Below are 24,845 nucleotides of genomic sequence, written 5' to 3'. Positions count from 1 at the left end.
CTCGGGGAGGCCACCTGACGGCATACGTCGACGGATGTCGATGGCGTATGCCGTGGAGGTGACCTGAGAAAATCCCGACTTCCTTCGCCGGTGCTAACCGGAGCAGGTTCGAGGGTCTGCGGACTGTCGTCGACGTGGTGTCGACCGCCGCACTCTCAGCGCCTGAGGGCGCTCCCCTGTCGTGATGGGTGGTGGTGCTCTTCAGTTGTGGAGGTGACTTTACCTCCCTCGCGTGGCACAGTCACAGCATGGCTGCGAAGGACGCGAAGAAGGCGATCACCAAGGGCAAGAAGGCGGCCGAGGAGACGGTGGCACCGCGACGTGGACCGGCCGGGGGCGCGGTCTGGCGGGTCCTCAGCATCGGCTCGACGATCATCGCGACGAAGCTCGCGACCGACGCCGCCCAGAAGGGCTGGAAGCTCGCCACCGGCCGGCCGGTGCCGGTCAAGGGCGACTACGAGCGCGAGCGCACGCGCGACGTCATCCTCTTCACGGCCCTCTCCTCGATGCTCGTCTCCGCCGCCCGGATCGCCGCCGAGCGGGGCGCTGCGACGTACTACCGCAACAGCTCGGGTCACCTGCCCAAGCGACTCGAGGACCAGACGGTGACGCCGACCGACCGCAAGGCCCACCTCAAGCTCGACCGGGCCAAGCGCCGGTCGGAGTTCATGCTGCGGCGGGCGATCGACCGCGCGACTCCCTGAGGGGGCGCCTGCTCCCCCACCGGCGCACGAGCTTGTGCGCGGTGTCGGCCGCGAGCAGCGCCGGCACGGCGAGCGCCGCGAGAGCCCACCCGCGCAGGTCGGGCATCGCCCCGCCGAGCAGCTGGGCGACGGCCGGCCAGCCGAGGATGACGAGCAGGAACGCGAGCTCCGCACCGACCGCCCAGAGCAGCAGGCGGTTGCCGCGCAGCGACCAGGGCCCGACGGGCCGCGTGGCGCTGCGGCAGGCGAAGGCGTTGGCGAGCTGGCCGAGCACGACTGTGGCGAAGGCGCACCCCGAGGCCAGGGCCAGCAGCTCCGGCGCGGCGGCCGTGCCGTAGGCCCAGCCCCCGGCCACGAGCACCGCGACGAAGACGAGCATCTCGACGAACGCCTCTGCCGGGCCGAGCACGAGGAAGGCGCGGCGCATGAGGACGCCGTCGACGAGGGCGCCCTTGTGCAGCGGCCCCTCCATGACACGCGAGCTCGCGGGCTCCGCGCCGAGCGCGAGCGCGGGCAGCAGGTCGGTGCCGATGTCGAGCGCGAGGATCTGCAGCACCGAGAGGGCGAGCGGCACGTGGCCGAGGGTCAGCGACCACACGACGAAGGGCGTCAGCTCGGCGACGTTGTCGGTGAGGTGGTAGGTGAGGAAGCGGCGCACGTTCGACCACGTCGCCCGGCCCAGCTCGACGGCCGCGACGATCGTCTCGAAGCGGTCGTCGAGCAGCACGACGTCGGCGGCCTCGCGGGCGACGTCGGTGCCTGACGCGCCCATGGCGACCCCGATGTCGGCGGCCCGCAGGGCCGGACCGTCGTTGACGCCGTCCCCGGTCATCGCCACGACGTGGCCGCGCGACTGGAGGGCGGCCGCGATGCGCAGCTTGTCCTCGGGGGTGGCGCGGGCGACGACGGTGCCGTCGACGTCGACGAGCTCGGCCAGGGCCCGCTCGTCGTCGGGGAGCGCCGCCCCGGTGAGCACCGGCCCACCCGCGAGGAAGCCGACCTCACGAGCGATGGCCTCCGCCGTCGCCGGGTGGTCGCCGGTGATCATCATGACCCGTATGCCGGCCCGTCGGCAGACCTCGACGGCGTCGGACACACCGGCGCGGGGAGGGTCCTCCATCGCCACGAGGCCGAGCAGCTCGAGGGAGTGCTCGAGCCGGCCCTGGGCCGAGACATCAGCGGGGACTGCGGGGGCGCCCGGGTGGTCGGGGCTGTGGTCGGGGCTGTGGTCGGGGCTGTGGTCGGGGCTGTGGTCGGGGCTGTGGTCGGGGCTGTGGTCGGGGCGGTCGGGGTTCGCCTCGGGGTCGGGTCCGCCGTCGCCGTCCGCCTCGACGAGGCGTCGCCGGGCCACGGCGAGGACCCGCAGACCGGCTGCGCTGAGGCGCTCGACCTCGAGCCCGGCGCTCGCCGTCGCAGCGACGTCCGGGCAGTCGAGGAGCACCGAGTCGGGAGCGCCGAGCACGTGCAGCCAGCCGCCGGCGAGCGCTGCGGACCGGCGCAGCACGGGGTCGAAGGGGAAGGCTCGGTCGATGCGGACGTCGGCCGACTCGCCCGCCCCCACGCGCACGGCGAAGGCGTGGATCGCTGCCTCCATCGGGTCACCACGGGCCCGCCACCGACCGTCCTGCTGGACCGCGCGGCCGTGGACGCACTCGACGGCCGACCGCGCGAGCTCCCGGGCTGCGGCCACCGCCGCGGTGTCTCCGCGGCACTCCCCCTCCGGGTCGTAGCCGTGACCGGTCACGGTGACCGCGCCGCACGGGGTCCACACCTCGACGACGTTCATCTCGTTGCAGGTCAGGGTGCCCGTCTTGTCGGTGCACACGAAGGTCGTCGACCCGAGGGTCTCGACCGACTCGAGCCGCCGCACGAGGGCGTGCCGGCCGGCCATGAGCTGGGTCGCCCGGGCGAGCGAGAGGGTGACGGTCGGCAGCAACCCCTCCGGCACGAGGGCCACCGTCACCCCGACCGCGAAGAGGAAGCCGAAGCTCGGCTCCACCCCGAGCAGCAGCGAGATGCCGAAGGCGATGACTCCGGTCGCGACGGCGAGGACCGCCACGACGGTGACGATGCGGTGCAGCTGGACCGAGAGCGGGCTCGGGGGCCGACGCGCAGCCCTCGTGAGGGCTGCGATCTCCGCGAGCCGCGTGCGTCCACCGGTCGCGACGACGGTGCCGCGGCCCACCCCCTCGACGACGAACGTGCCGGCCCGCAGGACAGCACCGACGACCGGCCGCGACGTCACGCTCTCGCCCGTCAGCATCGACTCGTCGACGGCCACCGAGACCGCCCGGTCGAGGTGCAGGTCGGCGCTGACCCGGTCACCCGCCTCGAGCAGCACGACGTCGTCGACGACGAGCTCGGTGCCCGACACCTCGACGACGGCCCCGTCCCGCACGACGCGGGCCCGCGGTGGCAGCAGGTCCGCGAGCCGGGCACCCGCCCGCTCTGCGCGGTACTCCTGCGCGAAGGCGAAGACCCCGTTGAGCACGACGACGACGGCAATCGCGACGGCCAGCTGCGGCATACCGGCGACGAGCGCGAGCCCGGCGGCCACCCACAGCACGATCGCGAAGAAGTGCACCATCTGCAGGCCCAGCTGCACGAGCGCCGACCGCGGGCGTGGCGACGGCATGACGTTGGGGCCGTCCCGCTCGAGCCGCTCCCTGACCTCGGACGCGCTCAGGCCACCGGCTGACACCTCGGGGGGTCCGGCCGCGACCGCGCGCTCCATCGGTCACCTCCCGCGCTCGTGCTCGTGCTCATGGACCTCCCTTTTCACGCTACGCGCCGGAGTCGCTCGTGGAGAGGGACCTTCGGCACTACGCGCCGACTGCCCCCGCGACCGAGCATGCAGGGAGGCGAGGACACCGCTCGGTGTGCCAGTCCCATACGCGACCGGAGGAGCCATGACCATCATCGAGAGGACGACGAACCCACCGCTCGTCATCGAGCTGCACGACGGAGACCGGTCGATGGCCGGACTGCTCGGGGGCAAGGGGGCTGGACTGGCGGAGATGACCCGGCTCGGACTGCCCGTACCGCCCGGCTTCATCATCACGACCGAGGCCTGCCGTGCGTACCTCACGACGGGCGGGGAGCCGGACGGCCTGTGGAGCCGGGTCGAGGAGGAGCTGGACGCGCTCGAGGAGCGCACCGGTCTGCACCTCGGCGACCCGCTGCGCCCGCTCCTGCTGTCGGTGCGCTCCGGCGCCCGCTTCTCGATGCCCGGGATGATGGAGACCGTCCTCGACATCGGCATGACCGACGAGGTCGCGACGGCGATGGTCCGTCGCGGCGAGGCGCACTTCACGTGGGACTGCTACCGGCGGCTCGCGCAGATGTACGGCCGGACGGTGCTCGGGGTCGACGGCCGGCTCTTCGACGACGAGCTGCTCGCGATGCGCCGCTCGATGGGCGTCGAGACCGACGCCGAGCTCGACGCCTACTCGCTCAAGCAGCTGACCCACAACTTCCGCCGGATCATCCGCGAGCAGACCGACGACGACGTGCCCCAGGACGGCCGCGAGCAGCTGCACGCCGCGGTGCTCGCCGTCTTCAGCTCGTGGAACGGCGACCGGGCCCGCCTCTACCGCCAGCACGAGGGCATCTCCGACGACCTCGGCACTGCCGTCAACATCGTGCAGATGGTCTTCGGCAACCGCAGCGAGGACTCCGGCAGCGGCGTCTGCTTCACCCGCGACCCCGTGAGCGGCGCCCCGGGAGCCTTCGGCGACTACCTGCCGAACGCCCAGGGGGAGGACGTCGTGAGCGGAGTCCGCAGCCCGCTCGACCTCTCGGAGCTGCAGCGCCGCGACCCCGAGCTGCACCGGCAGCTGAGCGAGCACCTGCGCACCCTCGAGACCCACTACCGCGACCTGTGCGACGTCGAGTTCACCGTCGAGCGCGGCCGCCTGTGGATTCTCCAGACCCGACTCGGCAAGCGCAGCCCGGCGGCCGCGTTCCGCATCGCGGCGGCGCTCGTCGACGACGGGGTGATAGACCTCGACGAGGCCCTGACCCGCGTCGACGGCCTGCAGCTGCAGACCCTCCTGCACCCCACCTTCACCCGCGACGGCTCGACCGCGACCCTGGCCCACGGCCTCGCCGCGAGCCCGGGCGCCGCGACCGGCCAGCTCGTGCTCGAGTCCGAGACCGCGGTCGAGCGGGCGGCCCTCGGCCACCGGGTCGTGCTCGCCCGCCCCGAGACGAGCCCCGACGACTTCGGCGGCCTCGTCGCCGCGCGTGCGGTCATCACGGCCCGCGGCGGCCTCACCTCGCACGCCGCCGTCGTGGCACGGGGGCTCGGCCGCACCTGTGTCACCGGCGTCGAGGGTCTCGTCATCGACCTCGAGGCCCGCACGGCGACGTTCCCGGGTGGACGGGTCCTCGCGGAGGGGGCGCTGCTGTCCGTCGACGGCACGACCGGCGACATCTTCGAGGGGCAGCGCGAGATCGAGCAGAGCGCCGTCGCGACGGCCATCCAGGGTGATGCGCCCTCTGACGCGGACCCCGTCGTCGACGCGGTGCTGCGCCTGCTCGCCCACGCCGACCGCCGTCGTCACCTCAAGGTGCTCGCCAACGCCGAGATCCCCGAGGAGGCCCGTGCTGCAAGGCGGTTCGGAGCGCAGGGCATTGGTCTCTGTCGCACCGAGCACATGCTTCTCGGGTCGCGTCGCGAGCTCGTCGAGCGCCTCGTGCTCGACGACGACCGCGAGGGAGCGCTGGCCCAGATCGAGGAGCTCGCCCTGCGTGAGCTCAGCGCGCTGCTCGTCGAGATGGAGGGGCTGCCCGTCGTCGTGCGGCTGCTCGACCCGCCGCTCCACGAGTTCCTGCCCGACCTCGTCGAGCTGTCGGTGCGGGCGGCCCTCGAGGCGGAGCGGGGCGCCGAGGACCCTGACACGACAAGGCGACTCGCGGCGGTGCGTCGTTGGCACGAGTCGAACCCGATGCTCGGGCTGCGCGGCGTGCGCCTGCTCACCGTGCTGCCCCAGATCATCGACGCCCAGGTGCGCGCCCTCGCCGAGGCGACCCTGCGGCTGCGGGCCGACGGGCGCACGGTCGCCCCGGAGCTCATGGTGCCGCTCGTCGCCGATGTCGAGGAGCTCGTCGTCGCCCGCGAGCGGATGGAGCGGGTCATCGCCGAGGTGGCGCTGGCGCACGGCACCGAGCTGCACCTGCCCATCGGGGTCATGGTCGAGCTGCCGCGCGCGGCGCTCACCGCAGCGGCCCTCGCCGGTGAGGCCGACTTCTTCTCCTTCGGCACGAACGACCTGACCCAGACGAGCTGGGGCATGTCCCGCGACGACGCCGAGGCCGGCTTCCTGTCCGCCTACCGCCAGGCGGGTGTCCTCACGACGAACCCGTTCGAGACGATCGACGAGGCCGGGGTCGGGGCCCTCGTGCGGATGGCTGCCGACGACGGCCGCCGTGCCCGGCCCACGCTCGGGCTCGGGGCGTGCGGCGAGCACGCCGGCGACCCCCGGTCGACGGCCTTCTTCGAGGCTGCCGGCGTCGACTACCTGTCGTGCTCGCCGCCACGCATCCCCGTCGTCAGGCTCCAGGCCGGGCGTGAGGCTGTGCTCGCGGAGGGGCGCACCGCGTCGGCTGACACCCGCTGAGCAGGCCTGAGGAGACATGAGCAGCCCTGCTGCGCAGGGTGATCCGACGGGCCGGTATGCCGTCCGGCCCGTCGGGCGACCCCGATCACGACGTGGGCGTCGTCCGCCGGATGTCGGTCCAACCCGTGAAGCCGCGCTCCTCGAGCAGGGTCAGCAGCTGCGGAGCGCAGGCAAAGGACTCGACGAACGCCGCGTCCAGCAGGGCGACGAGCTCGGGGCTGACGGGGTGCTCGTCCTCCACCCCCTCACTCTCGGCCTCGGCCGCCTCGATGAAGGCAACGACCCGGTCGGCGAGCTCCGGCAGCCGCGGGTCGTCGGGCGAGCAGTCGGCGAGGCCGCCCAGGTTGAGGTAGAGCCGGCGGATCACGTCGTTCTCGATCTGGGCGCGCTTGATGGCCATGAGGGGCGCCACCTCGTCGGGCATCTGGGCCGCGATGAGGATCCAGCTGTCACGCTCCACCTCGACGAGCCGCTCGGCGAAGCCCAGCTGGCGCATGCGGTCGACGTAGGACGCCGCCTCGGCCGGGAGCGCGAGGCTGTCGCCGGCGGCGAGCTTGGCGATCCGCTCGCGGTGACGCTGGAGCTCTCGGATCTCTGACCGCAGGCGACGGTCGATGTCCTCGACGGCCGACGTGAACTCTGCGTCGTCGGCAGCGAGGAGCTCGCGCACCCGGGAGAGAGGGACACCCGCATCCGCCAGCGTGCGGATCCGGATGAGCTCGACGACCGCTGCCGCGTCGTAGCGCCGGTAGCCGGAGTGGTCGCGCTCGGGCTCGGGCAGCAGGCCCTTGGCGTGGTAGTGCCGGACCGCCCGCACCGTGACGCCCGCGTAGGCCGCGAGCTGGCTGATCGTCAGCATCGCCCCATTGTCCGAGCATCGACGGCCGCTGTCGCCGGTGGTCACGTGATCTTACGGCGGTAGGTGCGCATGGCGAGGGCGTAGGCGACGAGGAGCAGCCCGACGCACCACGCCACCGCGATGACGCCCTCGCCGCCGACGGGCTGCCCGGCGAAGAGGTCGCGGATGGTGTTGACGATGGGGGTGACGGGCTGGTGCTCGGCGAACCAGCGGACGGGGGCCGGCATGCCCTCGGTCGGCACGAAGGCCGAGCTGACGAAGGGCAGGAAGATGAGCGGGTAGGAGAAGCCGCTCACCCCGTCGACCGACTTCGCGGTCAGCCCGGGGATCACGGCGAGCCAGGTCAGCGCAAGGGTGAAGAGCACCATGATGCCGAGGACGGCGAGCCACGCGAGCACGCCTGCGCCCGTGCGGAACCCCATCAACAGGGCGACGATGACGACGATCACGAGCGAGGTGAGGTTGGCCACGACCGACGTCAGCACGTGCCCCCAGAGGAAGGCCGGCCGGGCGATCGGCATCGACTGGAACCGCTCGAAGACGCCGCCCGACACGTCGGTGAAGAGCCGGAACGCCGTGTAGGCGATGCCGGAGGCGACCGTGATGAGAAGGATCCCCGGCAGGAGGTAGTTGACGTACGAGTCGGACCCGACGTCGATCGCGCTGCCGAAGACGTAGACGAAGAGCAGCAGCATGGCGATCGGTGTCACGGCCGTGGTGATGATCGTGTCGGGGCTGCGCAGGATGTGACGCAGCGAGCGGCGCAGCAGGACGTCGGTGTCGTGGACGACATGGGTGGTCATCGGGTCTCCTTGGTGGCGGCGCCGTCGTGACCGACGATCGCGAGGAAGATGTCCTCGAGGGACGGCTGCTTCTCGACGTACTCGACGGTGGTCGGCGGGAGCAGCTGCTTCAGCTCCGCGAGGGTGCCGTCGGCGATGATCCGGCCGTCGTGGAGCACAGCGATACGGTCGGCGAGCTGCTCGGCCTCGTCGAGGTACTGCGTCGTGAGCAGCACCGTGGTGCCGTGGCCGGCCAGCTCCCGCACCGTCTTCCAGACCTCGAGGCGCGACTGGGGGTCGAGGCCGGTCGTCGGCTCGTCCAGGAAGAGGACGGGCGGTTCGCCGATGAGGCTCATGGCGATGTCGAGCCGGCGACGCAGTCCACCGGAGTAGGTCGCGACCCGCTGCCCGGCCACGCCGGTCAGGTCGAAGCGGGTCAGCAGGGCGTCGGCCACGCCACCCGGGTCGGCGATGCGCCGCAGCTCGGCGATGAGCACGAGGTTCTCGCGTCCGGTGAGGATCTCGTCGACGGCGGCGAACTGCCCGGTGAGGCTGATGGACTCCCGGACGCGTGCCGCGGCGGTCACGACGTCGTGGCCGGCCACGGCTGCGCTCCCGCCGTCGGGGCGCAGAAGAGTGGAGAGGATCTTCACGACGGTCGTCTTGCCGGCCCCGTTGGAGCCGAGCAGGGCGTGGATGGTGCCCGCGGAGACGACGAGGTCGACGCCCTCGAGCACTGCGTGGTCGCCGTAGGCCTTGGTGAGTCCGACGATCTCGATGCCTGCTGGTGTGGTCATGCACCAAGGCTGCAACCCTAACGCAGCGTCAAGGTCAAGCCCCGTGGCGGCCTCGTCGCCGCGGCCGCCCGTCAAGGATGTCGTCTAGCCCGTCGGGAGCGACCCGACGGTGTAGCGGACCTGCTGCCAGGCCGGCAGCGTGCCGTCAGGAGCAGCCGCCTCGTCGAACCGCCTGCGGGTCTCCTCGAGCACCCGGGCGGTGTCGTCCTGCGTCATCCGCTCCCACGCCACGCGCTGCCCGACCGACCGCGAGAAACGCAGCCACTGGTCGAAGCCCTCGAAGCCGAACTCGACGCGTCGCGACGTCGTTCGGACGTCGGTCGCTCCGGCGTCGGCGAGCAGCGCCGCCATGCCCTCGTCGCTCGCGAACGGGCTCTGCGGCCCGACGCTGCGCGGGTCGAGCGGTGGCATGAACTCGCGCAGGGGAGCCTCGAGCGACTGCCACTGCTCGTTCGACGGCCCGAAGGTGCTGAGGCCGATCCGGCCACCCGGTGCGACCAGCCGGACCCACCGCGACAGCGCGGCCGCGGGCTCCGGCAGGAAGAAGAGCACCAGCGAGGAGATGGCCACGTCGAAGGAGGCCGCCGGCAGGTCAGGGTCGCTCGCGTCCCCGACGAGGAGGGTCACGTCAACCGGGCTTCCCTCGAGCGAGCGGCGCGCCCGCTCGACCATGGCGGGGCTGAGGTCGAGCCCGACGAGCGAGCCGCCGGGGCCCACCGCCGCCGCCAGGGCCCGGCTCGAGGTGCCGCTGCCGCAGCCGAGGTCGAGCGCGCGGTCGCCCGGCGCGGCCCCGACCGCGTCGACGAGCCCGTCGGCGATCGGCTGGAAGAACGACACACCGACGTTGTCGTAGTCGTCGGCGATGAGGTCGAAGACTCTCCGAACCCCTGCCACCATCTCATCGCGGTCCATGTGGACAGTGTGCCCCGGGAGCGTCTCGCTCGTGGCCGAAGGTGCAGCCGTGTGCAGCCGTGTGCGCCTGGCCCGCGGTCACGCGCCGGGCGGCGGCTCGGCCTTGCGGTGCGTCGCGGCATACACCGCGGCCTGCGTGCGGCGCTCCATGCCCATCTTGGCGAGGACCGTCGACACGTAGTTCTTCACCGTCTTCTCCGCGAGGCCGAGGTGCTCGCCGATCTGGCGGTTCGTGAGCCCGTCGGCGATGAGGTCGAGGATGCGTCGCTCGGTCGGTGACAGGGAGCGCAGCCGGGGGTCGGTCTCGGCGCGCGCCGACCAGCCCTCCCGGAGCGCCTTCACCTGAGGCTGGTCGGTGAGGTCGTCGCCGCCCGCGACCCGCCGGATGGCCTCGACGATGCCCTCGCCGGAGAGGGCCTTGAGCAGGTAGCCGGAGGCCCCGGCGAGCACCGAGGCGACGAGGGCGCGCTCGTCGTCGTAGGAGGTGAGGATGAGCACCCGGATGGTCGGGTCGACCGACCGGATGTCACGGCAGACGTCGATACCGGACCCGTCGGGCAGCCGGGCGTCGAGCACCGCGACGTCTGGCCGCAGGGCCGGGATGTGCCGGGTCGCCTCGGCGGCCGAGCCCGACTCCCCGACGATGACGAGGTCGCCGGTCGCCTCGATGAGGTCGCGCAGGCCGCGACGCACGATCTCGTGGTCGTCGAGGAGGAAGACGCTGGTCGTCAACCGCTGCTCCTGTCGTGGCTCGCCGGTGAGGGCACGTGCCAGTGCAGGCGGGTGCCGCCGTGCTCACCGGGCTCGAGGCTCAGTCTGCCCCCTGCGGCCTCGGCGCGGGCGCCGAGGTTGACCAACCCGCTGCGCGGCTGGTGCCCGTCGATGCCCACGCCGTCGTCGACGACCTGGACGTCGATGGCCGGGCCCACCGACACCTGCACCCAGGCTGCCGAGGCGTGGGCATGTCGGGCGACGTTGGCCAGCCCCTCCCGCACGACCGCCTCGACGTCAGCGCGCACGGCTGGCGCGAGTGGGTCCGCCCAGGCGCCCTCGACGGTCACCTGGGGGGCGAAACCCAGGCTCACGGCATACGACTGCGCGATCTGGACGATGCGGGAGGGCAGGGCCGCCGGCGGCTGAGGCGCGTGCAGCCCGAAGATCGCCTGACGGATCTCCGTGATGGCGCTGTCGAGCTCCGCGACCGCGGCATTGAGGCGGGCGTGGACGACCGGGTGCTGGGCGAGCGGCGTCGTGGACTGGAGCGAGAGCCCGGTCGCGAAGAGCCGCTGGACGACGTTGTCGTGCATGTCGCGGGCGATGCGCTCACGGTCCTCGAGAAGGGCGATGGTGGCCCGGTCCAGATGTGAGCGCGCTGCCGTGAGCGCGACTCCCGCCTGGAGGGCGAAGGCGACCTGGTCGGGCATGGTCTCCTCGGCCACGAGCTCCTCACCCGGACCCCAGCCACTGAGCAGCAGCCCCACCGCGACCGGCCCAGCCGCCAGCGGCACGACGGCGACCGGAGACGACTCGTCGAGACCGAGCAGCCGCCTCGCCTCGATCGCCGGCACCGCACGGGCGTCGGAGGCTCCCCCCGGCACATGGAGCAGCGGCTGGCGCGCGCCCAGGGCATCAGTCCAGGACTGGCCGAGGAGCAGCGACCCGCGCAGGTCGCGACCGCCGCCAGCCGAGTCCTCGAGCGTGCACACCGCCCGGACCTCGAGCCGGTCCGCGGCATCGGGCAGGACCACCGCCACTGCCTGTGCGGAGCTCGCCTCGAGCACCTGGCACACCATGAGCTCGAGCGAGGCCTGCTCGTCGTCGGCCTCGAGGAACGACTGCGCGAGCTCGCTCGTCGCCACGGACCACCGCTGCCGCGTCTGGCTGCGCTCGTAGAGCCGGGCGTTGTCGATGGCCACAGCCGCCGCCGCTGCCAGTGCCACGACGAGCGCTTCGTCGTCCTCGGTGAAGTCGGACCCGTCGAGCTTCTCGGTGAGGTAGAGGTTGCCGAAGACGTGCTGGCGCAAGCGAATCGGCACCCCGAGGAAGGAGTGCATCACGGGGTGGTGCTCGGGGAAGCCGGTCGACTCGGAGTGCTCGCCCAGGTCGTGCAGCCGGAGCGGTTGGGGGTCGCGGATGAGCAGGCCGAGCACACCTCGGCCCGTCGGCGGCGCCCCGAGGCGACGGCGCTCCTCCTCTGGCAGGCCGAACGTGAAGAAGCCGGAGAGGTGGCGGCCGTCGGGTCCGAGCACGCCGAGCGCGCCGTACCTCGCACCGACGAGCTCACACGCAGCCCTGGTGATCCGGTGGAGAACGCCAGTGAGGTCGAGATCGGCGCTGAAGGGAACCACCGCATCGAGCAGGGACCTGAGGTCAGGCTGCTCCATGCACTGATCGTAGGCAGCAGAACGCCCCTCACGACCCGAACCGTGGCGCAGACCTCGGCGGACCGTACAGCCGGCCCGGTCGGGGGCGATCACCGGGACCTTCGGCTCTCGTCGCGCGCCGGCCGCGATGGTGACATGGAGACGTCGCGGGAGCCCGGGCGCAACAGCCCCACCACCCACCGGCCGCCCCGGTCCGGTCCACGGCCCGCGCAGAGCGAGGGAGGCATCATGCGAGCACGAGTGGGAGACCGCATCATCCTTGCGGCCGAGCACATCGACCAGCCGACGCGCGACGGCGAGGTGCTCGAGGTCAGAGGCGAGGACGGTGGACCGCCCTACCTCGTCCGGTGGTCCGACGGGCACACCGGCCTCATCTTCCCGGGGCCGGGGACGGTGCTGCGTCTCGGCGCCGCCGACGAGGTCGGGGCACCGGCACCCGCGCACGCCCACGCGGACTCCACGTCGTCCGCGCCGGTCACCTACGTGCGCGAGTGGAGCGTGCGCGTGTCGATCCTCGAGTCGGGCGACGACACCCGAGCGAGCGTCGTGCTCCTCGCCGACGCGCCGGGCCCGCTGTCGGCCCGGGGCGCGAGCCACCGGTCGTCCACGGACGACGCCGTGGCCACGATCGGCGACGAGGTGGCCGTCGCACGAGCCCTCCGGCACCTCGCGGACCGCCTCGTCGAGACGGCGGAGCACGCGATCGAGGCCCGCACGGGCGAGCCGGCGCACGTCCGCCGGACGTGACGCTCCCTGCCGCAGGAGGACGAGATGGACGACCACCCGCAGGCCCGCACGCGGGCGCCGGCCCTGACCTTCTACGGGGCTGCGGGCACCGTGACGGGGAGCAAGTTCCTCATCGACGGCGCGCGCGGTCGGCTGCTCGTCGACTGCGGCCTCTACCAGGGTGAGAAGCGCTGGCGCCAGCGCAACTGGGAGGACTTCCCCGTGCCGCCCGACACGATCGACGCCGTGGCGCTGACGCACGCCCACCTCGACCACTGCGGCTACCTGCCGGCGCTCGTGCGCGGCGGCTTCACCGGCCCGGCCCTGACGACGGCCGGCACGGCAGCGCTCGCCGCGGTCATCCTCCGTGACAGCGCCCACCTGCAGGAGGAGGAGGCGGAGGGGGCGCGCCGTGGCGGGTGGTCACGGCACGACCCACCGCTGCCCCTCTACGACGTCGCCGACGCGGAACGCGCCATCGCCGCGCTGCAGCCGCTGCCGCCGGTCCGCACGGATGACAGCGCCGGCCGGGCGCCTGCCGCCGGCCTCGCGAACCAGTCCGTATGCGTGGGGCCGGGTGCCGGCGCCGAGGTGACCTTCGTGCGTGCCGGCCACATCCTCGGGTCCTCGAGCGTCCTCGTCGAGGTCGGCGGCGGGAGCGTGCTCTTCTCGGGCGACCTCGGTCGCCCCGACCACCCCGTGCTGCTCCCCCGGGCTCGACCCCCGGCCGCACGCACGGTCGTCATCGAGTCGACCTACGGCGACCGGGCCCACCCCGAGGTCGACCTCGAGCACCACGTCATGGCCGATGCCATCCGCCGCACGATCGGCCGCGGGGGCACGGTCGTCATCCCGGCCTTCGCGGTCGACCGCACCGAGATCGTGCTGCTCGCGCTCGCCGACCTCGTCGAGCGGCATGCCATCCCCGACGTGCCGGTCTGGGTCGACAGCCCCATGGCCCTCGCCGCCCTCGACATCTACCGCGACCCCGCGCACGCCGCGGAGGTGCGGCCCGACGCCCTCGAGCGGCTGCGGCGGCTGCACGGTCTGCGGACTGCCCACACGGCCGAGGAGTCGATCCGGCTCAACACCCCCGGAACCCCGTGCATCATCGTGTCGGCCTCGGGCATGGCGACCGGCGGCCGGGTCATCCACCACCTGCGCCACCTGCTGCCGCAGTCGCGCAACTCGGTGCTGCTCACCGGCTACCAGGCCGTCGGCACGCGTGGACGCGACCTCCAGGAGGGTGTCCGCGAGGTGAAGATCACCGGCCACTACGTTCCCGTGCGGGCCGAGATCGTCACCCTCGACGACTTCTCCGTGCACGCTGACTCGGGCGAGCTGCTCGCCTGGCTGGGCGAGCTTCCCGAGACCCCGGAGACGGTGCACGTCGTCCACGGGGAGCCCGCTGCCGCGCAGGCCCTGGCGGACGGCATACGCCGGGAGTTCGACTGTGCCGTCTCGGTGCCGCGCTACGGGGAGCGGGTGCTGCTCGACTGAGGATCAGTGGGCCGGCGGGCTGTGCAGCCGCCGCCCGACGTGGTGTCCTTGACACGGGACCCCGACGAAGGAGGAGGTGTGCCATGGAGGCACGGGTGGGTGACCGCATCACGATGGCGGGCGAGCACGTGGGCCAGCGTCCGCGCGAGGGCACGATCCGGGAGGTCAGAGGCGAGGCCGGCGGGCCGCCCTACGTTGTGGAGTGGACCGACGGCCACACCGGCCTCATCCACCCCGGCCCCGGCTCGGTGCTGCGCTGCGAGCACGTCGAGGCAGACACCCCCTCCTGACCGAGCGCGTCGGGGCGCCCTGCCCCGGGCCGGTGTCAGCGCGGCGCGACGCCCTGCACGGCGGGAGCGGCCTCGGCGCGCGCCATGAGCGACCTCGTGTAGGCGGCGACGCGCGTCCACACGACGAGCGCGAGGGCGAGGTTGGCGGTGAAGACGACGACGTACTCCCACGTCGCCGCGACGTGGGTCGGCACGTCGTCGCCGGGCACCTTGGCGAAGACGAGCCACTGGCCGGCGACGACGAAGTACGTGAGGACGTAGAGGCTCGCGATGACGACCCAGTTGAGGACCGGCGCCCACGGGCGCGCCGCCTTGAGCTCGGGCGTTCCGTAGAGCTTCTGGAGGGCACGGCGCGGGCCGACGTCGAGGTAGCGGTAGGCGACGATCCACCAGAGCAGCAGGTAGTAGAGGTCCCAGCGCACCGCGATCGCGGCCACGAGGATGTGCAGGCCGTACTCGAAGAAGTTGCGAGCGACGACCCACGTGCCGATGAGGCGGCCGAAGGACTGCGGGTTGCGGTTGAAGAACGCCGCGATCGGCAGCGACGACGTGACGAGCAGGATGCGGCCACCCCAGTACCAGAGCGTGCTCTTGTTCGCGACGGACCACGGCCCGATGACGAAGAGGTCGAGCGAGACGACGACGATGTGCAGCGTGAAGAGGTTCAGCGCCAGGCGGTTCGAGAACAGCGGGTTGAGCAGCTGCTCCGGGTGACGCCTGCCCTGGATGATCTGCCGGATGCCGACCGACATGCCCCACGCGAGCAGGGCGACGTAGATCAGGCTGACGACCCAGTCCACGGCGTCACGTCTTCCGGCGGAAGCGGCCCCGCAGGTTGTCGATGATGGCGCGGCCGAGGGTGATCGGGTGGCTGAGGGCCGTCTGCAGCTTGAACTCGGCGCTGTCGGGGTTGAACGCGACACCGAGCTGCTGGAGCGGGGTCGAGAGGTCCATGTAGATGATCTCGCTGACCATCGAGTCGCCCTCGAACTCGAAGACGAGGCACATCGGGAAGTCGACCTTGCGGCCCGTCGCCGGCAAGCCGCGCCACACCCCGAGGTGCGTGCCGCGGAACCGTCCCTCGACGACGACGACCTCGGTCGACGGCGCCGGGGAGACCCGGGTCGGCTCGAAGTGGAAGTCGGGGAAGGCGAGCTTGTTCTCGTCGAGGAACCCGCACACCGCGTCGGCGCCGTCGTAGACGATGTCATCGGCCGGCACCTCGTACTTCGCCTTGCCGAATTTCGCTGCGCATGCTGGGAAGTCGTGCAGGTTCTCGAGCCGCATGTGCTCGAGAACAGTCTCGAGCCGAACGTCGGTGTCAGCCACGATTCGGAGCATACGGCTGCGGAAGCGGGGTCGTGATCGATACCGTCGAAAGACGGTGTCGCCGACCGCTACCGGTGACTGGAGGCTGGATGCTTCGAGAGGTTCGGCTCGCGCTCGCCCTCAACGGCGGCGTGAGCCTCGCGATCTGGATCGGCGGGGTGGTCGACGAGCTCCTGCGCGCCGTCAGTGCCGGCAAGGACCACCCGCAGGCACAGCCGGAGTGGCTCGACCTGTGCCACGAGCTCGACGTCGCGGTCGAGATCGACGTCGTCGTCGGCACGAGCGCGGGTGGCCTCAACGGCGCCTTCCTCGCCACCGGGCTGGCGAACGATGCTCCGAATCTCGTTGCGCTGCAAGACCTCTGGATCGAGACAGGCGACTTCTCCCAGCTGCTCCAGCCACCGCGGACCGCCGGCATCCGGTCGCTGCTCCGAGGCGACACGTTCTTCCTCCCGAGCCTGCAACGAGCCCTGGAGTCGGTGGCGGCCAGCGGGCGCGAGGAGATAGTGCTCGACCCACCCCTCGACATCCGGCTCACCTCGACCGACCTCAACGGCAAGGTCCTGCGCATCTCCGACGGCGAGTCGGTGCTGCGCACGGTCGACCACTCGGTGGAGTTCCGCTTCACCGACGAGGACTTCCACTTCAGCAAGGACCCGCTGGCCTCCGCCCGGGTGGCACGGGCCTGCCGGTCGACGGCCTCGTTCCCGGGAGCCTTCGAGGCGAGCGCGATCCCCGCCGGGCTCTTCGAGGCGCGGCACGCACCCGCGCTCGCCGTCGACGGCACCGTCGTGCCGACCTACCTCGTCGACGGCGGGGTGCTCAACAACCTGCCGGCTCGCAACGCCGTCGAGGCCATCGCCGGCCAGCCGGCGGGCGAGCGCGTGCACCGTGCCCTCGCCCTCGTCGTGCCGGACCCCGGCGGAGCGACCCAGGAGTCCGGTGACCTCGTCGAGCCGCTCCTCGGACGGACCATGAGCCGGTCGAGCGTCGGCATCCCGCGCAACCAGTCGCTGGCGCAGTTCGTCAGCGAGGTGCGCGACCTCAACAACGACGTGCACAGCCGCCGCGCGGCCAGAGCCGCCTTCCTCGGGCAGCTCGGCGCGCTCGAGCCGGCCGCGGCCTGGGGCCGCTTCAGCGGAGTCGCGGAGGCGCTCTTCCCGTCCTACCGCGCGGCCCGGCACCGGCGCTCGGTCGACCGGATGCTCTCGCGCCTGGCCGACCGGCTGCCGCCCCGGCTGGCCGACGAGCTCGTCCGGATCGCCGGAGACGCCGACTCCGTCGTCCTGCCCTGGGTGCCCGACGTCTACGACGTGCGCGCCGGCGACGCCTGGGGCGGCTCACCCGTGCGCCGGCTCGCAGCGCTGCTCCTCACGTGGACCAACCTCGGCGCCCTCGTGCTCGCCGAGGCCGGCGACGACGCCAGTGCCGCGAAGCTGCTCGCGACCAAGCGCAGCCTGAGTGCGATCCGCGAGGACGCCGACACCTACGGAACGATCGGCTCCATCGACGACCTGCTCCTCGAGGAGATCTCCTATCTGCCCGACGAGCCGTACGACGCCGTCGTCATCGCCCTCCAGCGCTGGGCTGACGCGGACGACGTCGACCAGCTCCAGGGCCTGGTCGACCGGCTCAGCGCGCACCTGGGGCAGCTTGTCGACGCCGTGCGACCGCATGTGTCGGGGCCGCAGACCGAGGCGACTCGCACGTGCGCCGGCCTCGTCCGGCTCTACGACGGGGCCGGACCCGAGGGCCTGGGCCGCCTCCTCCTCGGGTTCGAGGTCATCGAGATGGCCTTCGGCCCCGCCGACCCACCCCCTGACCAGACGATCCGGCTGGCGCACTTCACCGCTGACGAACGCGTGACGATCGACCCGGCCGGCCGGGACGACCCCGACGAGAAGCTCGCCGGGGTCCAGCTCGCGCACTTCGCGGCCTTCCTCAAGCGGTCGTGGCGGGCCAACGACTGGATGTGGGGGCGGCTCGACGCCGCCGAGCGCCTCGTGCGCCTGCTCGACGAGGCAAGCGGCCACGAGCTCACGAGGACCGGGCGGCTCGACCACCACCTGCGCGCGATCGAGGCGGCCGTCCTGCGCGACCTGCTCCCCGTCGTCGCCGCCGAGATCGGCAACGACGGCACGGCCGGGGCCAACGTCACTCCGGAGGCCCAGGCCTTCGCGGACGCCGTCGTCGCCGCCGGCACCCCGCTCGACGACGCGAGCGGCCGGGTGAGCCTCGCGGGAGTCGGCCAGGACGAGCTCGCGCGCCTGCTCGGCCTCAACCACGTCGGCGTCGAGCGGCTGGCCGGCGAGGTCGGTATGCCGCGCGCCTCTGCCCTGCTGCTCAACGCCGCCACGACGACCGCGACGCTGCTCAAGGACGAGACCCCGCGCGGCATCAGCCTCCTGTCGGGGGCGGTCTCCTCGCTCGCGACGCTGGCCTGGCGCTGGCAGCACCTCCCGGTGCGACGCCGTCAGATCTTCGTCGGCCTCTTCTGGCTCGTCACCCTCGGGGCCCTCGCCGTCACGGTGGTGCAGCGCCAGACCGGCGTGCCCGTGTGGGCCGCCGTCGTGACCGCGCTGCTCATCCTCGCCGGGATCGTGATCGCCGCCGGCTGGGTCGCCCTGTTCCAGCTCAGACGACGGTCTCGCCGGGCTGCCCGACCCGTTCGCGTCACCCCACCCCCTGCGCTCGACCCACCACCCGTCTCAGAGAGGACACCGGCATGACCACCACCGCGCCGACCCCCGCCAGCGACCTCCCCGGCAACGCCGTGTCCGCAGGCGACCTCCACATGCTCGCCGAGCGCTACGAGGAGGCCGCGGCCTCCTACCGAGAGGCCATCGCGGCCGGCCTCGACGGGGCCGTCCTCGAGCACAAGCTGCAACGCGCCGAGACCGCCGCCGCGAGTGCCGTGAGCCGCGGCGAGCAGCAGACCCCGGTCTTTCGCGCCCGCTACGCGGAGGTCGCCGCGGGCGAGTCGCTCGTGCCGCCGCCGTACTTGCCCAAGCCCGCAGCGAACCCGCGCCCACCGCACGACGTCGGCGACACCGTCCGCGTGGCGGTCGGCCGCGCGGTCGGCACCGGCGGCTCCGTGGTCTTCCACGGCCTGACGCGCCTCGCCGGGCGGGGAGGCGTCAGCGGACCCATCTGGACCAACTGGTACACCGCCGGAGAGGGCCTGCCCGGGCCGATGCGCAAGTGGTACCAGATCCTCCGGCTCGCCTACATGCGCGAGACGCTCTTCGAGAACAACCTCGTCCGCCCGTACCCGCAGGGCGCCAAGACCGGCTACGTCGAGGACGCCGCCGAGCCGCCCGAGTGGGCGCACCGCTGGCGCAGCGCCGACGGGTCGTGGAACTACCTGCTCAAGGACGCTGACGGCCGCTACGACCCGATGGTCGGGGCGGCATACACCCGCTTCTTCCACAACGTGGGCGACGACCGCGGGCTCGCGGGCATCCACCCGCCGGCCGACCCAGCCACCGACCCCGTGAGCGTGCGCGAGCTGAGCCGCCGACTGCTCACGACGAAGGGTGAGCGCAAGACCGTGCCCTTCCTCAACCTCTGGGCGGCAGCGTGGATCCAGTTCCAGAACTCCGACTGGGTCAGCCACGGCTCGAACGACTCGACCCTCACGGCCGAGATCCCGCTCGCCGAGGACGACCCCCTGCGCTCCTACGGCATCGACCACCTGACCATCCACCGGTCCGACGCCGACCCGACCCGACGGCCGGAGGACGAGGGGCTGCCGCCGACGTTCCTCAACGAGGTGACGCACTGGTGGGACGGGTCGCAGCTCTACGGCAGCGACTGGGAGACCCAGCAGCGGGTGCGCTCCATGGAGGGCGGCCGGCTGACGGTGACCGAGGAGGGCACGCTGCCCACCGACGCCGAGACCGGCACCGAGGTCACGGGCTTCACCCGCAACTGGTGGGTCGGGGTCGGGCTGCTCCACACCCTCTTCGTCCGGGAGCACAACGCGATCTGCGACATGCTCGCCGAGCACCACCCCGACTGGGACGACGAGACGCTCTTCCAGACGGCGCGGCTCGTCAACGCCGCGGTCATGGCGAAGATCCACACCGTCGAGTGGACACCCGCGATCCTGCCCAACCACTCGCTCAACGACGGGATGATGAGCAACTGGTACGGCCTGATCACCAACGCCTTCGGCGGCAAGCACAAGCACGTGCTCGAGGACATCCCGATCACGAGCCGCGAGCTCGGCGGCATCGTCGGCAACCCGCAGGGCACGTTCGCGAAGTACGGCCTCAGCGAGGAGTTCACAGCCGTCTACCGCATGCACTCGCTGCTGCCCGACGTCGTCAACGTGAGGGACCTCGACGGCACGCCCAACGACGACGTGCCGCTGGGGCGGACGCGGCACGCCAACTCCCCGCGGATGATCCACGCGTACGGCATGGAGGCGCTCGCCCGGACCTTCGGCGAGCAGGCACCGGGAGCGCTCGTCAACAACAACTACCCCGCGTCGATGCAGGACATCTCACTGCCCGGGATCGGCGTCATGGACATGGGCTCCGTCGACCTCTACCGCGACCGCGAGCGCGGGGTGCCGACCTACAACCAGCTGCGGCGCGAGATCGGCCTCAAGCCGATCCACACCTTCGACGTCCTCATCGACGACGCGGAGGTCGTGGCCAACCTGCGCGACCTCTACGGGACCGACGACCAGGGCCGCGACAACGTCGACGACATGGACCTGCTCATCGGCACGCTCACGGAGGCACACCGGCCGACCGCCTTCGGCTTCGGCGAGACGCTCTTCCAGATCTTCATCCTCAACGCGAGCTGGCGGCTGCTCGGCGACCGGTTCTACACCGACGACTACCGATCCGAGGTCTACACCGCCGAGGGGCTCGCCTGGGTGGACGACGCGACGTTCAAGAACGTGCTGCTGCGCAACATCCCAGCGCTCGCGTCGACCGGCCTCGCCAACATCTCCAACGCGTTCGAGCCGTGGGACGAGGGCAGGCTCACGGAGGAGCGGCACCCGCTTCGGGCGTGCACGAAGGGCCTCGGACCGGACCCCTGGGCCGGTGACGCGGCGCAGCAGTAGGCGCCGCCACGAACGTCACGACTCCGTCGAGGAGACATAAACCACCTCAATCTCCCCACGTTGCAGGCCATTCCGTGCAAACGCGTCCGCGGGCGTGCCTCTCGGGTGTGCAATGAGCAGCGGGAGGCTCCAGTGCCGCGTCGTGTTGACAGCATCGGGGGGCCAGAAACCAGGATCTCGCGGCGACCGACTGCCGCGGGCCATCCGCTGTTGGGCCGGCTGCTCGCCTCCGTCGCCGCGACGGGTCTGGCCCTCAGCCTCGTCGGCTCAGGTGCCGCCCTGGCCGACCCGGGCAAGGCCAAGCCGTCGACGCAGACCAGCACCTCGACGTCGAAGTCCACCGTCAAGACAGCCGTCAAGAACGCCGGATCGCCCACCGCCCCAACGCGATCCGGGCCTACTTCGCGGCCCGCGTCGCGGGTGGCGCGGCTGGTCCTCACACCACGACGCACGTTCGTCACGCCCGGCCAGCGGGTGACCTACACGGCGGTGGCCCTCGACGCCTCCGGCCGTCGCCTCGGCGACGTCACGGCGGGCACGAGGTTCTCGATCTCGTTCACCGCTACCGGCGGCGCCCTCGCGCACCGGGACGGCTCGTGCGTTGCGGCGACGTGCGCGGCCAGCCACCTCGGGCGGCACACTGTCACAGCCGTTCTCGCGAGCGGCGGCACCTCGGTCCGCGGCACCGCAGAGGTGCAGGTCGTGCCGAAGCACCGCCCCCAGCCCGTCCCTCCGCCTCCTCCGCCGCCGCCGCCTCCACCACCACCTCCTCCACCACCACCTCCGCCTCCTCCACCGCCCACCCCGACACCGGGTCCCATGCCGCAGCCCGGTCCGACTCCCACGCCGGGGCCCTCGACGAGCCACGTCACCGCGGTGCGCATCGACGGGTCGGCGCGGACGATCACCGCCGGCGGCACGGTGACGTATGCCGCCCGCGGCCTGGATGCGACAGGCCGGACGGTCGTCGACCTCACCGCCCTCACCACCTTCCGGATCACGGCCCCGGGCCGGTGCAGCGGCCCCGTGTGCTCCACGACGCGAGCCGGCTCCGCGACGGTGGTCGGCACCGTCACGATCCCGGACGGGACGTTCCGCGCCTCGGCGGCCCTCCGGGTGCTGCCCGGACCACTGGGCCGGGTGACGCTCGTCCCGCAGCAGGCGCGCGCCGTCGCAGGCCGGGCGGTGTCCTTCCGCGCCGTCGGCACCGACTGGTTCGGCAACCCGCTAGGCGACGTCAGCGGACGCACGGCCTTCACGATGTCGGCGCCGGGCAGCTGCACCGGCTCGACCTGCGCCGCGACCAAGGCCCAGCAGTATGCCGTCCGAGGCACCGTCGACGTCGCCGGCCGTCAGGTCACCGGCACGGCCACGCTCGTCGTCGACCCCGGGCCGGTCGCGACGCTCACGGTCTCGCCGTCAAGGGCCAACGTCTCGGCGGGGCAGCCGGTGGACGTCCGGGCGCAGGGCACGGACACCTTCGGCAACCCGGTCGGCGATCTGACCGCCCGGGCCACGTTCACGATGACCGCACCCGGCCGGTGCACGGGCGCCTCGTGCACGGCCACCCGGGCGAAGACCTACGAGATCGCGGCCATCGTCACCGAGGGCGGGTCGCAGGTGCGCGGCGCCGCGGTCGTCGGGGTGACCCCCGGTCCTTTGCAGCAGCTTCAGCTCGACCCGCCCAGTGCGGTCGCGACCGTCCGCGCGAAGGTGCCCTTCCGCGCCTACGGCACCGACGGCTACGGCAACCGGCTCGCCGAGCTCACGGTCTCGACGACCGTCGCCATCGGGCCGGACGGCACCTGCACCGGCCAGACCTGCTCGGCCGCCAAGGTCGGAGCCCACACGGTCACGGCTTCAGCCGACCTGGGCCCCGACACGGTCACCACCAGCGCCGCCGTGCTCGTCGTCGCGACCGACATCACCGGGATCCGGCTCAACCCGCGCTTCGCCCAGACCCGCCCCGACCAGACAGCGACCTTCACCGCCGTCGGGGTGGGGAAGGGCGGCGCCGTCGTCACCGACCTCACCCGCTACTCGGCCTTCGCGATCACGCCCGACGGGCAGTGCACCGACCAGGCGTGCTCGGCCGGAAAGCTGGGCAGGCACACGGTGACCGGGACGCTCTACACCACCGGCGGGGCGGTCACCGACGTCGTGCCGGTCGAGGTCATCCCCAAGCGGGGGGTGGCCGACCGCACGCCCGGCGTGGTCGCGAACATCCAGGTGAGCCCCGGCACCGCCCAGGCCGACGCGGGCGCCGGAGTCACCTACGTCGCGACCGGCGTCGACACGTTCGGCACTCCGGTCGCCGACCTGACGAGCCAGACGACCTTCGTGATGTCGCCGGACGGGTCCTGCGCAGGCGCCACGTGCGTCGCGACCACCCCCGGGCCGCATACGGTGACGGGCACGTTCACCGGCGTGGCGAGCGCGGCCCCCGCCAGGGCTCAGGGCAGGGCTCAGGGCATGGCCCGGGGCGCGCCCCTGGACGTCGTCCCGGCCGTCGCGCACGGACCCGAGGTGACTGCCCGCGCTGCCGGCGTCAGCGTCTCGCGCTCGCTGTCCTCCCGCTCCGACCTGCGTGCGGTGGCCGCGACGACGCTCACGGGGCAGGCGTCCCTCGACGTGCGGGCCGGCCCCGGCTCCTGCCTCGTGGCGCCCGATGACCTCACGACGCTGACCGTGACGACGCAGCCTGCCGACGGTGGCGCCGCGTCGGTGCGCGTCGACGGGGTCTTCGCCTCACGCTTCGCGACCTGTCCCGTCGTCGTCCTCGTCGACGACCGGGCGGTGCAGGACGTCACGACGATCGCCGCCGATGGCACCATCGTCGCCGCCACGACGGTCTCCGGCGACCCACCCGGCGGAGCCGGCGCCGGCTCCGCTCCAGGAACCGGAACCGCCCAGGTCACCGCCATCGACGGCCGCCCGATCAAGCAGGTGGGTTTCACGCTGCCGGCGGCGCCCGCAACCGGCCCGGGCTGGTTCGTATGGCTCCTGATCGCCCTCGCCGTCGTCGTCCTCGCCGCTGCGGCGAACAGCGCGCGCAACCGGAGGCAGCGGCGCTGGGTCAGCCAGCACGTCCTCGTGACGGCGACACCCATGCAGGGCAGCGTCAGCGCCGGCCGGGAGCCTGACGCGGGCCCCTCCGTCGGCATCCGTCTCGTGCCGCGGTCGGACCCTGCACGCGTCGACATCGCCACCGAGGAGGACCGATGACTACCACCGCCACAGCCACCGCCACAGCCGCCCCCAGCCTCAGTGCCGCCGCGTTCCTCTTCGGCGGTGGCGACGACTCCGTGCAGCAGCTCGCCGACGCACTCAAGGAGAACGGAGTCGTGGGCGCCGCGACCTCGGGCCTGCGCACCCTGTCGAAGGCGGGCCTGGACGCGGTGGGTGGCCAGATCGCCTCCGTGGCCCACGACCTGCTCGACATCGGGCTCGACACCCTCATCCTCGAGGGGTGGCGCAAGTTCGGCGACCTGCACGCGGCCGCCCAGCGCACGCGGGCCGCGCTCGGCAGCAGCGAGGTGCTCGACCTCGCCACCCACTCCATCACGTCGAGCCACCAGCCCCGACTCGAGCTGCGGCTTGACGACGTACCTCTCGCGACAGTGGAGTTCGACCTCTCGCTCACCTTCGCGCTCAAGGCCGCGGTCGCCACGGTCCGCGACGGCCTGCTCGTCTCGCTGCACTCCGGCGTGTGCGACCTCGAAGGGACGCTCGCGGTGGGCGACAAGCCCCTCGCGTCACGCTCGGGCCACTTCCAGCTGCCCCTCATGGTGCATCTCGGCAGCGGTCTGCCGCTGCTCGGTGACGCCGTAGGTCACCCCCCACCCGCGCCGGCGACCTGAA

18 protein-coding genes and 1 riboswitch are annotated in these 24,845 nt (G+C 72.6%); of the genes, 9 read left to right on the top strand and 9 right to left on the bottom strand.

Going from position 1 to position 24,845, the window contains the following annotated elements:
- Positions 1 to 62 precede the first annotated feature (62 nt).
- Positions 63 to 188, bottom strand: a riboswitch (TPP riboswitch).
- 60 nt (positions 189 to 248) lie between these two features.
- Positions 249 to 704, top strand: coding sequence for a DUF4235 domain-containing protein (locus FHX52_RS13960; RefSeq protein WP_141822963.1), 456 nt, complete (start codon positions 249 to 251; stop codon positions 702 to 704).
- Here FHX52_RS13960 and FHX52_RS13955 read toward each other — a convergent pair.
- Positions 667 to 3,438: a cation-translocating P-type ATPase gene (locus FHX52_RS13955; protein WP_141822962.1), complete on the bottom strand. Its 2,772-nt coding sequence runs from the start codon at positions 3,436 to 3,438 to the stop codon at positions 667 to 669. The two genes, FHX52_RS13960 and FHX52_RS13955, sit on opposite strands and share 38 nt — an antisense overlap.
- A gap of 175 nt (positions 3,439 to 3,613) precedes the next feature.
- Between FHX52_RS13955 and ppdK the strand changes: the two genes are divergently transcribed.
- Positions 3,614 to 6,325: a pyruvate, phosphate dikinase gene (gene ppdK / locus FHX52_RS13950; RefSeq protein WP_141822961.1), complete on the top strand. Its 2,712-nt coding sequence runs from the start codon at positions 3,614 to 3,616 to the stop codon at positions 6,323 to 6,325.
- A gap of 85 nt (positions 6,326 to 6,410) precedes the next feature.
- Here the strand turns inward: ppdK and FHX52_RS13945 are convergent, their stop codons facing one another.
- From FHX52_RS13945 to FHX52_RS13920, 6 genes are all read right to left on the bottom strand, one after another.
- Complete coding sequence (locus FHX52_RS13945) at positions 6,411 to 7,184, bottom strand: MerR family transcriptional regulator (protein WP_141822960.1); 774 nt, start codon at positions 7,182 to 7,184, stop codon at positions 6,411 to 6,413.
- A gap of 41 nt (positions 7,185 to 7,225) precedes the next feature.
- Positions 7,226 to 7,987, bottom strand: coding sequence for an ABC transporter permease (locus FHX52_RS13940; protein ID WP_141822959.1), 762 nt, complete (start codon positions 7,985 to 7,987; stop codon positions 7,226 to 7,228).
- Positions 7,984 to 8,763, bottom strand: coding sequence for an ABC transporter ATP-binding protein (locus FHX52_RS13935; protein ID WP_141822958.1), 780 nt, complete (start codon positions 8,761 to 8,763; stop codon positions 7,984 to 7,986). The genes FHX52_RS13940 and FHX52_RS13935 overlap by 4 nt, the downstream gene beginning before the upstream one ends.
- Positions 8,764 to 8,847: 84 nt before the next feature.
- Complete coding sequence (locus FHX52_RS13930) at positions 8,848 to 9,675, bottom strand: class I SAM-dependent methyltransferase (protein ID WP_141822957.1); 828 nt, start codon at positions 9,673 to 9,675, stop codon at positions 8,848 to 8,850.
- A 78-nt stretch (positions 9,676 to 9,753) separates the two neighbouring features.
- Positions 9,754 to 10,407, bottom strand: a complete 654-nt coding sequence (locus FHX52_RS13925) for a response regulator (RefSeq protein WP_141822956.1) — start codon at positions 10,405 to 10,407, stop codon at positions 9,754 to 9,756.
- Positions 10,404 to 12,059 carry a GAF domain-containing sensor histidine kinase gene (locus FHX52_RS13920; protein ID WP_141822955.1) on the bottom strand — a complete coding sequence of 552 codons (1,656 nt, stop codon included), beginning with the start codon at positions 12,057 to 12,059 and terminating at the stop codon, positions 10,404 to 10,406. The genes FHX52_RS13925 and FHX52_RS13920 overlap by 4 nt, the downstream gene beginning before the upstream one ends.
- Positions 12,060 to 12,287: 228 nt before the next feature.
- Here FHX52_RS13920 and FHX52_RS13915 point away from each other — a divergent pair, with 228 nt between their 5' ends.
- The 3 genes from FHX52_RS13915 (at position 12,288) to FHX52_RS13905 (ending at position 14,575) form a co-directional block, all read left to right on the top strand.
- Entirely contained in the window at positions 12,288 to 12,806 is a 519-nt protein-coding gene (locus FHX52_RS13915) for a DUF1918 domain-containing protein (RefSeq protein WP_141822954.1), read from the top strand.
- Between the two features lie 24 nt (positions 12,807 to 12,830).
- On the top strand, positions 12,831 to 14,285 hold the full coding sequence (locus FHX52_RS13910; protein WP_141822953.1) for an MBL fold metallo-hydrolase RNA specificity domain-containing protein: 1,455 nt from the start codon (positions 12,831 to 12,833) through the stop codon (positions 14,283 to 14,285).
- Positions 14,286 to 14,368: 83 nt separating this feature from the next.
- Positions 14,369 to 14,575, top strand: a complete 207-nt coding sequence (locus FHX52_RS13905) for a DUF1918 domain-containing protein (RefSeq protein ID WP_141822952.1) — start codon at positions 14,369 to 14,371, stop codon at positions 14,573 to 14,575.
- Positions 14,576 to 14,610: 35 nt separating this feature from the next.
- On the opposite strand, the gene FHX52_RS13900 is transcribed toward FHX52_RS13905, so the two are convergent.
- Positions 14,611 to 15,375 carry a hypothetical protein gene (locus tag FHX52_RS13900; protein ID WP_141822951.1) on the bottom strand — a complete coding sequence of 255 codons (765 nt, stop codon included), beginning with the start codon at positions 15,373 to 15,375 and terminating at the stop codon, positions 14,611 to 14,613.
- A 4-nt stretch (positions 15,376 to 15,379) separates the two neighbouring features.
- Positions 15,380 to 15,904, bottom strand: a complete 525-nt coding sequence (locus tag FHX52_RS13895; protein ID WP_185747287.1) for an ester cyclase — start codon at positions 15,902 to 15,904, stop codon at positions 15,380 to 15,382.
- Between the two features lie 89 nt (positions 15,905 to 15,993).
- Between FHX52_RS13895 and FHX52_RS24135 the strand changes: the two genes are divergently transcribed.
- The 4 genes from FHX52_RS24135 to FHX52_RS13875 all read left to right on the top strand — a co-directional run bounded on the left by FHX52_RS24135 (position 15,994) and on the right by FHX52_RS13875 (position 24,844).
- Positions 15,994 to 18,633, top strand: coding sequence for a patatin-like protein (locus FHX52_RS24135; protein ID WP_221630602.1), 2,640 nt, complete (start codon positions 15,994 to 15,996; stop codon positions 18,631 to 18,633).
- Entirely contained in the window at positions 18,630 to 20,984 is a 2,355-nt protein-coding gene (locus tag FHX52_RS13885; RefSeq protein ID WP_141822949.1) for a peroxidase family protein, read from the top strand. The genes FHX52_RS24135 and FHX52_RS13885 overlap by 4 nt, the downstream gene beginning before the upstream one ends.
- 210 nt (positions 20,985 to 21,194) lie before the next feature.
- Entirely contained in the window at positions 21,195 to 24,209 is a 3,015-nt protein-coding gene (locus FHX52_RS13880) for a hypothetical protein (RefSeq protein WP_141822948.1), read from the top strand.
- Positions 24,206 to 24,844, top strand: coding sequence for a hypothetical protein (locus FHX52_RS13875; RefSeq protein ID WP_141822947.1), 639 nt, complete (start codon positions 24,206 to 24,208; stop codon positions 24,842 to 24,844). Before FHX52_RS13880 ends, FHX52_RS13875 begins: the two co-directional genes overlap by 4 nt.
- Position 24,845: the final 1 nt, after the last annotated feature.

The sequence above is a fragment of the Humibacillus xanthopallidus genome (assembly GCF_006717145.1).
Classification (GTDB): Bacteria; Actinomycetota; Actinomycetes; order Actinomycetales; family Dermatophilaceae; genus Humibacillus; species Humibacillus xanthopallidus.
Note: the sequence above shows the minus strand (reverse complement) of the source record. Positions and strands in the feature narration are given on the sequence as shown.

Bases quoted from the DNA above. Each gene is read 5' to 3' on its own strand.
- FHX52_RS13885 (WP_141822949.1), top strand. From the start codon at position 18,630: ATGACCACCACCGCGCCGACCCCCGCCAGCGACCTCCCCGGCAACGCC.
- FHX52_RS13875 (WP_141822947.1), top strand. From the start codon at position 24,206: ATGACTACCACCGCCACAGCCACCGCCACAGCCGCCCCCAGCCTCAGT.
- FHX52_RS13920 (WP_141822955.1), bottom strand. From the start codon at position 12,059: ATGGAGCAGCCTGACCTCAGGTCCCTGCTCGATGCGGTGGTTCCCTTC.
- FHX52_RS13955 (WP_141822962.1), bottom strand. From the start codon at position 3,438: ATGGAGCGCGCGGTCGCGGCCGGACCCCCCGAGGTGTCAGCCGGTGGC.
- FHX52_RS13930 (WP_141822957.1), bottom strand. From the start codon at position 9,675: ATGGACCGCGATGAGATGGTGGCAGGGGTTCGGAGAGTCTTCGACCTC.
- FHX52_RS24135 (WP_221630602.1), top strand. From the start codon at position 15,994: ATGCTTCGAGAGGTTCGGCTCGCGCTCGCCCTCAACGGCGGCGTGAGC.
- ppdK (WP_141822961.1), top strand. From the start codon at position 3,614: ATGACCATCATCGAGAGGACGACGAACCCACCGCTCGTCATCGAGCTG.
- FHX52_RS13905 (WP_141822952.1), top strand. From the start codon at position 14,369: ATGGAGGCACGGGTGGGTGACCGCATCACGATGGCGGGCGAGCACGTG.
- FHX52_RS13940 (WP_141822959.1), bottom strand. From the start codon at position 7,987: ATGACCACCCATGTCGTCCACGACACCGACGTCCTGCTGCGCCGCTCG.
- FHX52_RS13945 (WP_141822960.1), bottom strand. From the start codon at position 7,184: ATGCTGACGATCAGCCAGCTCGCGGCCTACGCGGGCGTCACGGTGCGG.
- FHX52_RS13915 (WP_141822954.1), top strand. From the start codon at position 12,288: ATGCGAGCACGAGTGGGAGACCGCATCATCCTTGCGGCCGAGCACATC.
- FHX52_RS13960 (WP_141822963.1), top strand. From the start codon at position 249: ATGGCTGCGAAGGACGCGAAGAAGGCGATCACCAAGGGCAAGAAGGCG.
- FHX52_RS13910 (WP_141822953.1), top strand. From the start codon at position 12,831: ATGGACGACCACCCGCAGGCCCGCACGCGGGCGCCGGCCCTGACCTTC.
- FHX52_RS13935 (WP_141822958.1), bottom strand. From the start codon at position 8,763: ATGACCACACCAGCAGGCATCGAGATCGTCGGACTCACCAAGGCCTAC.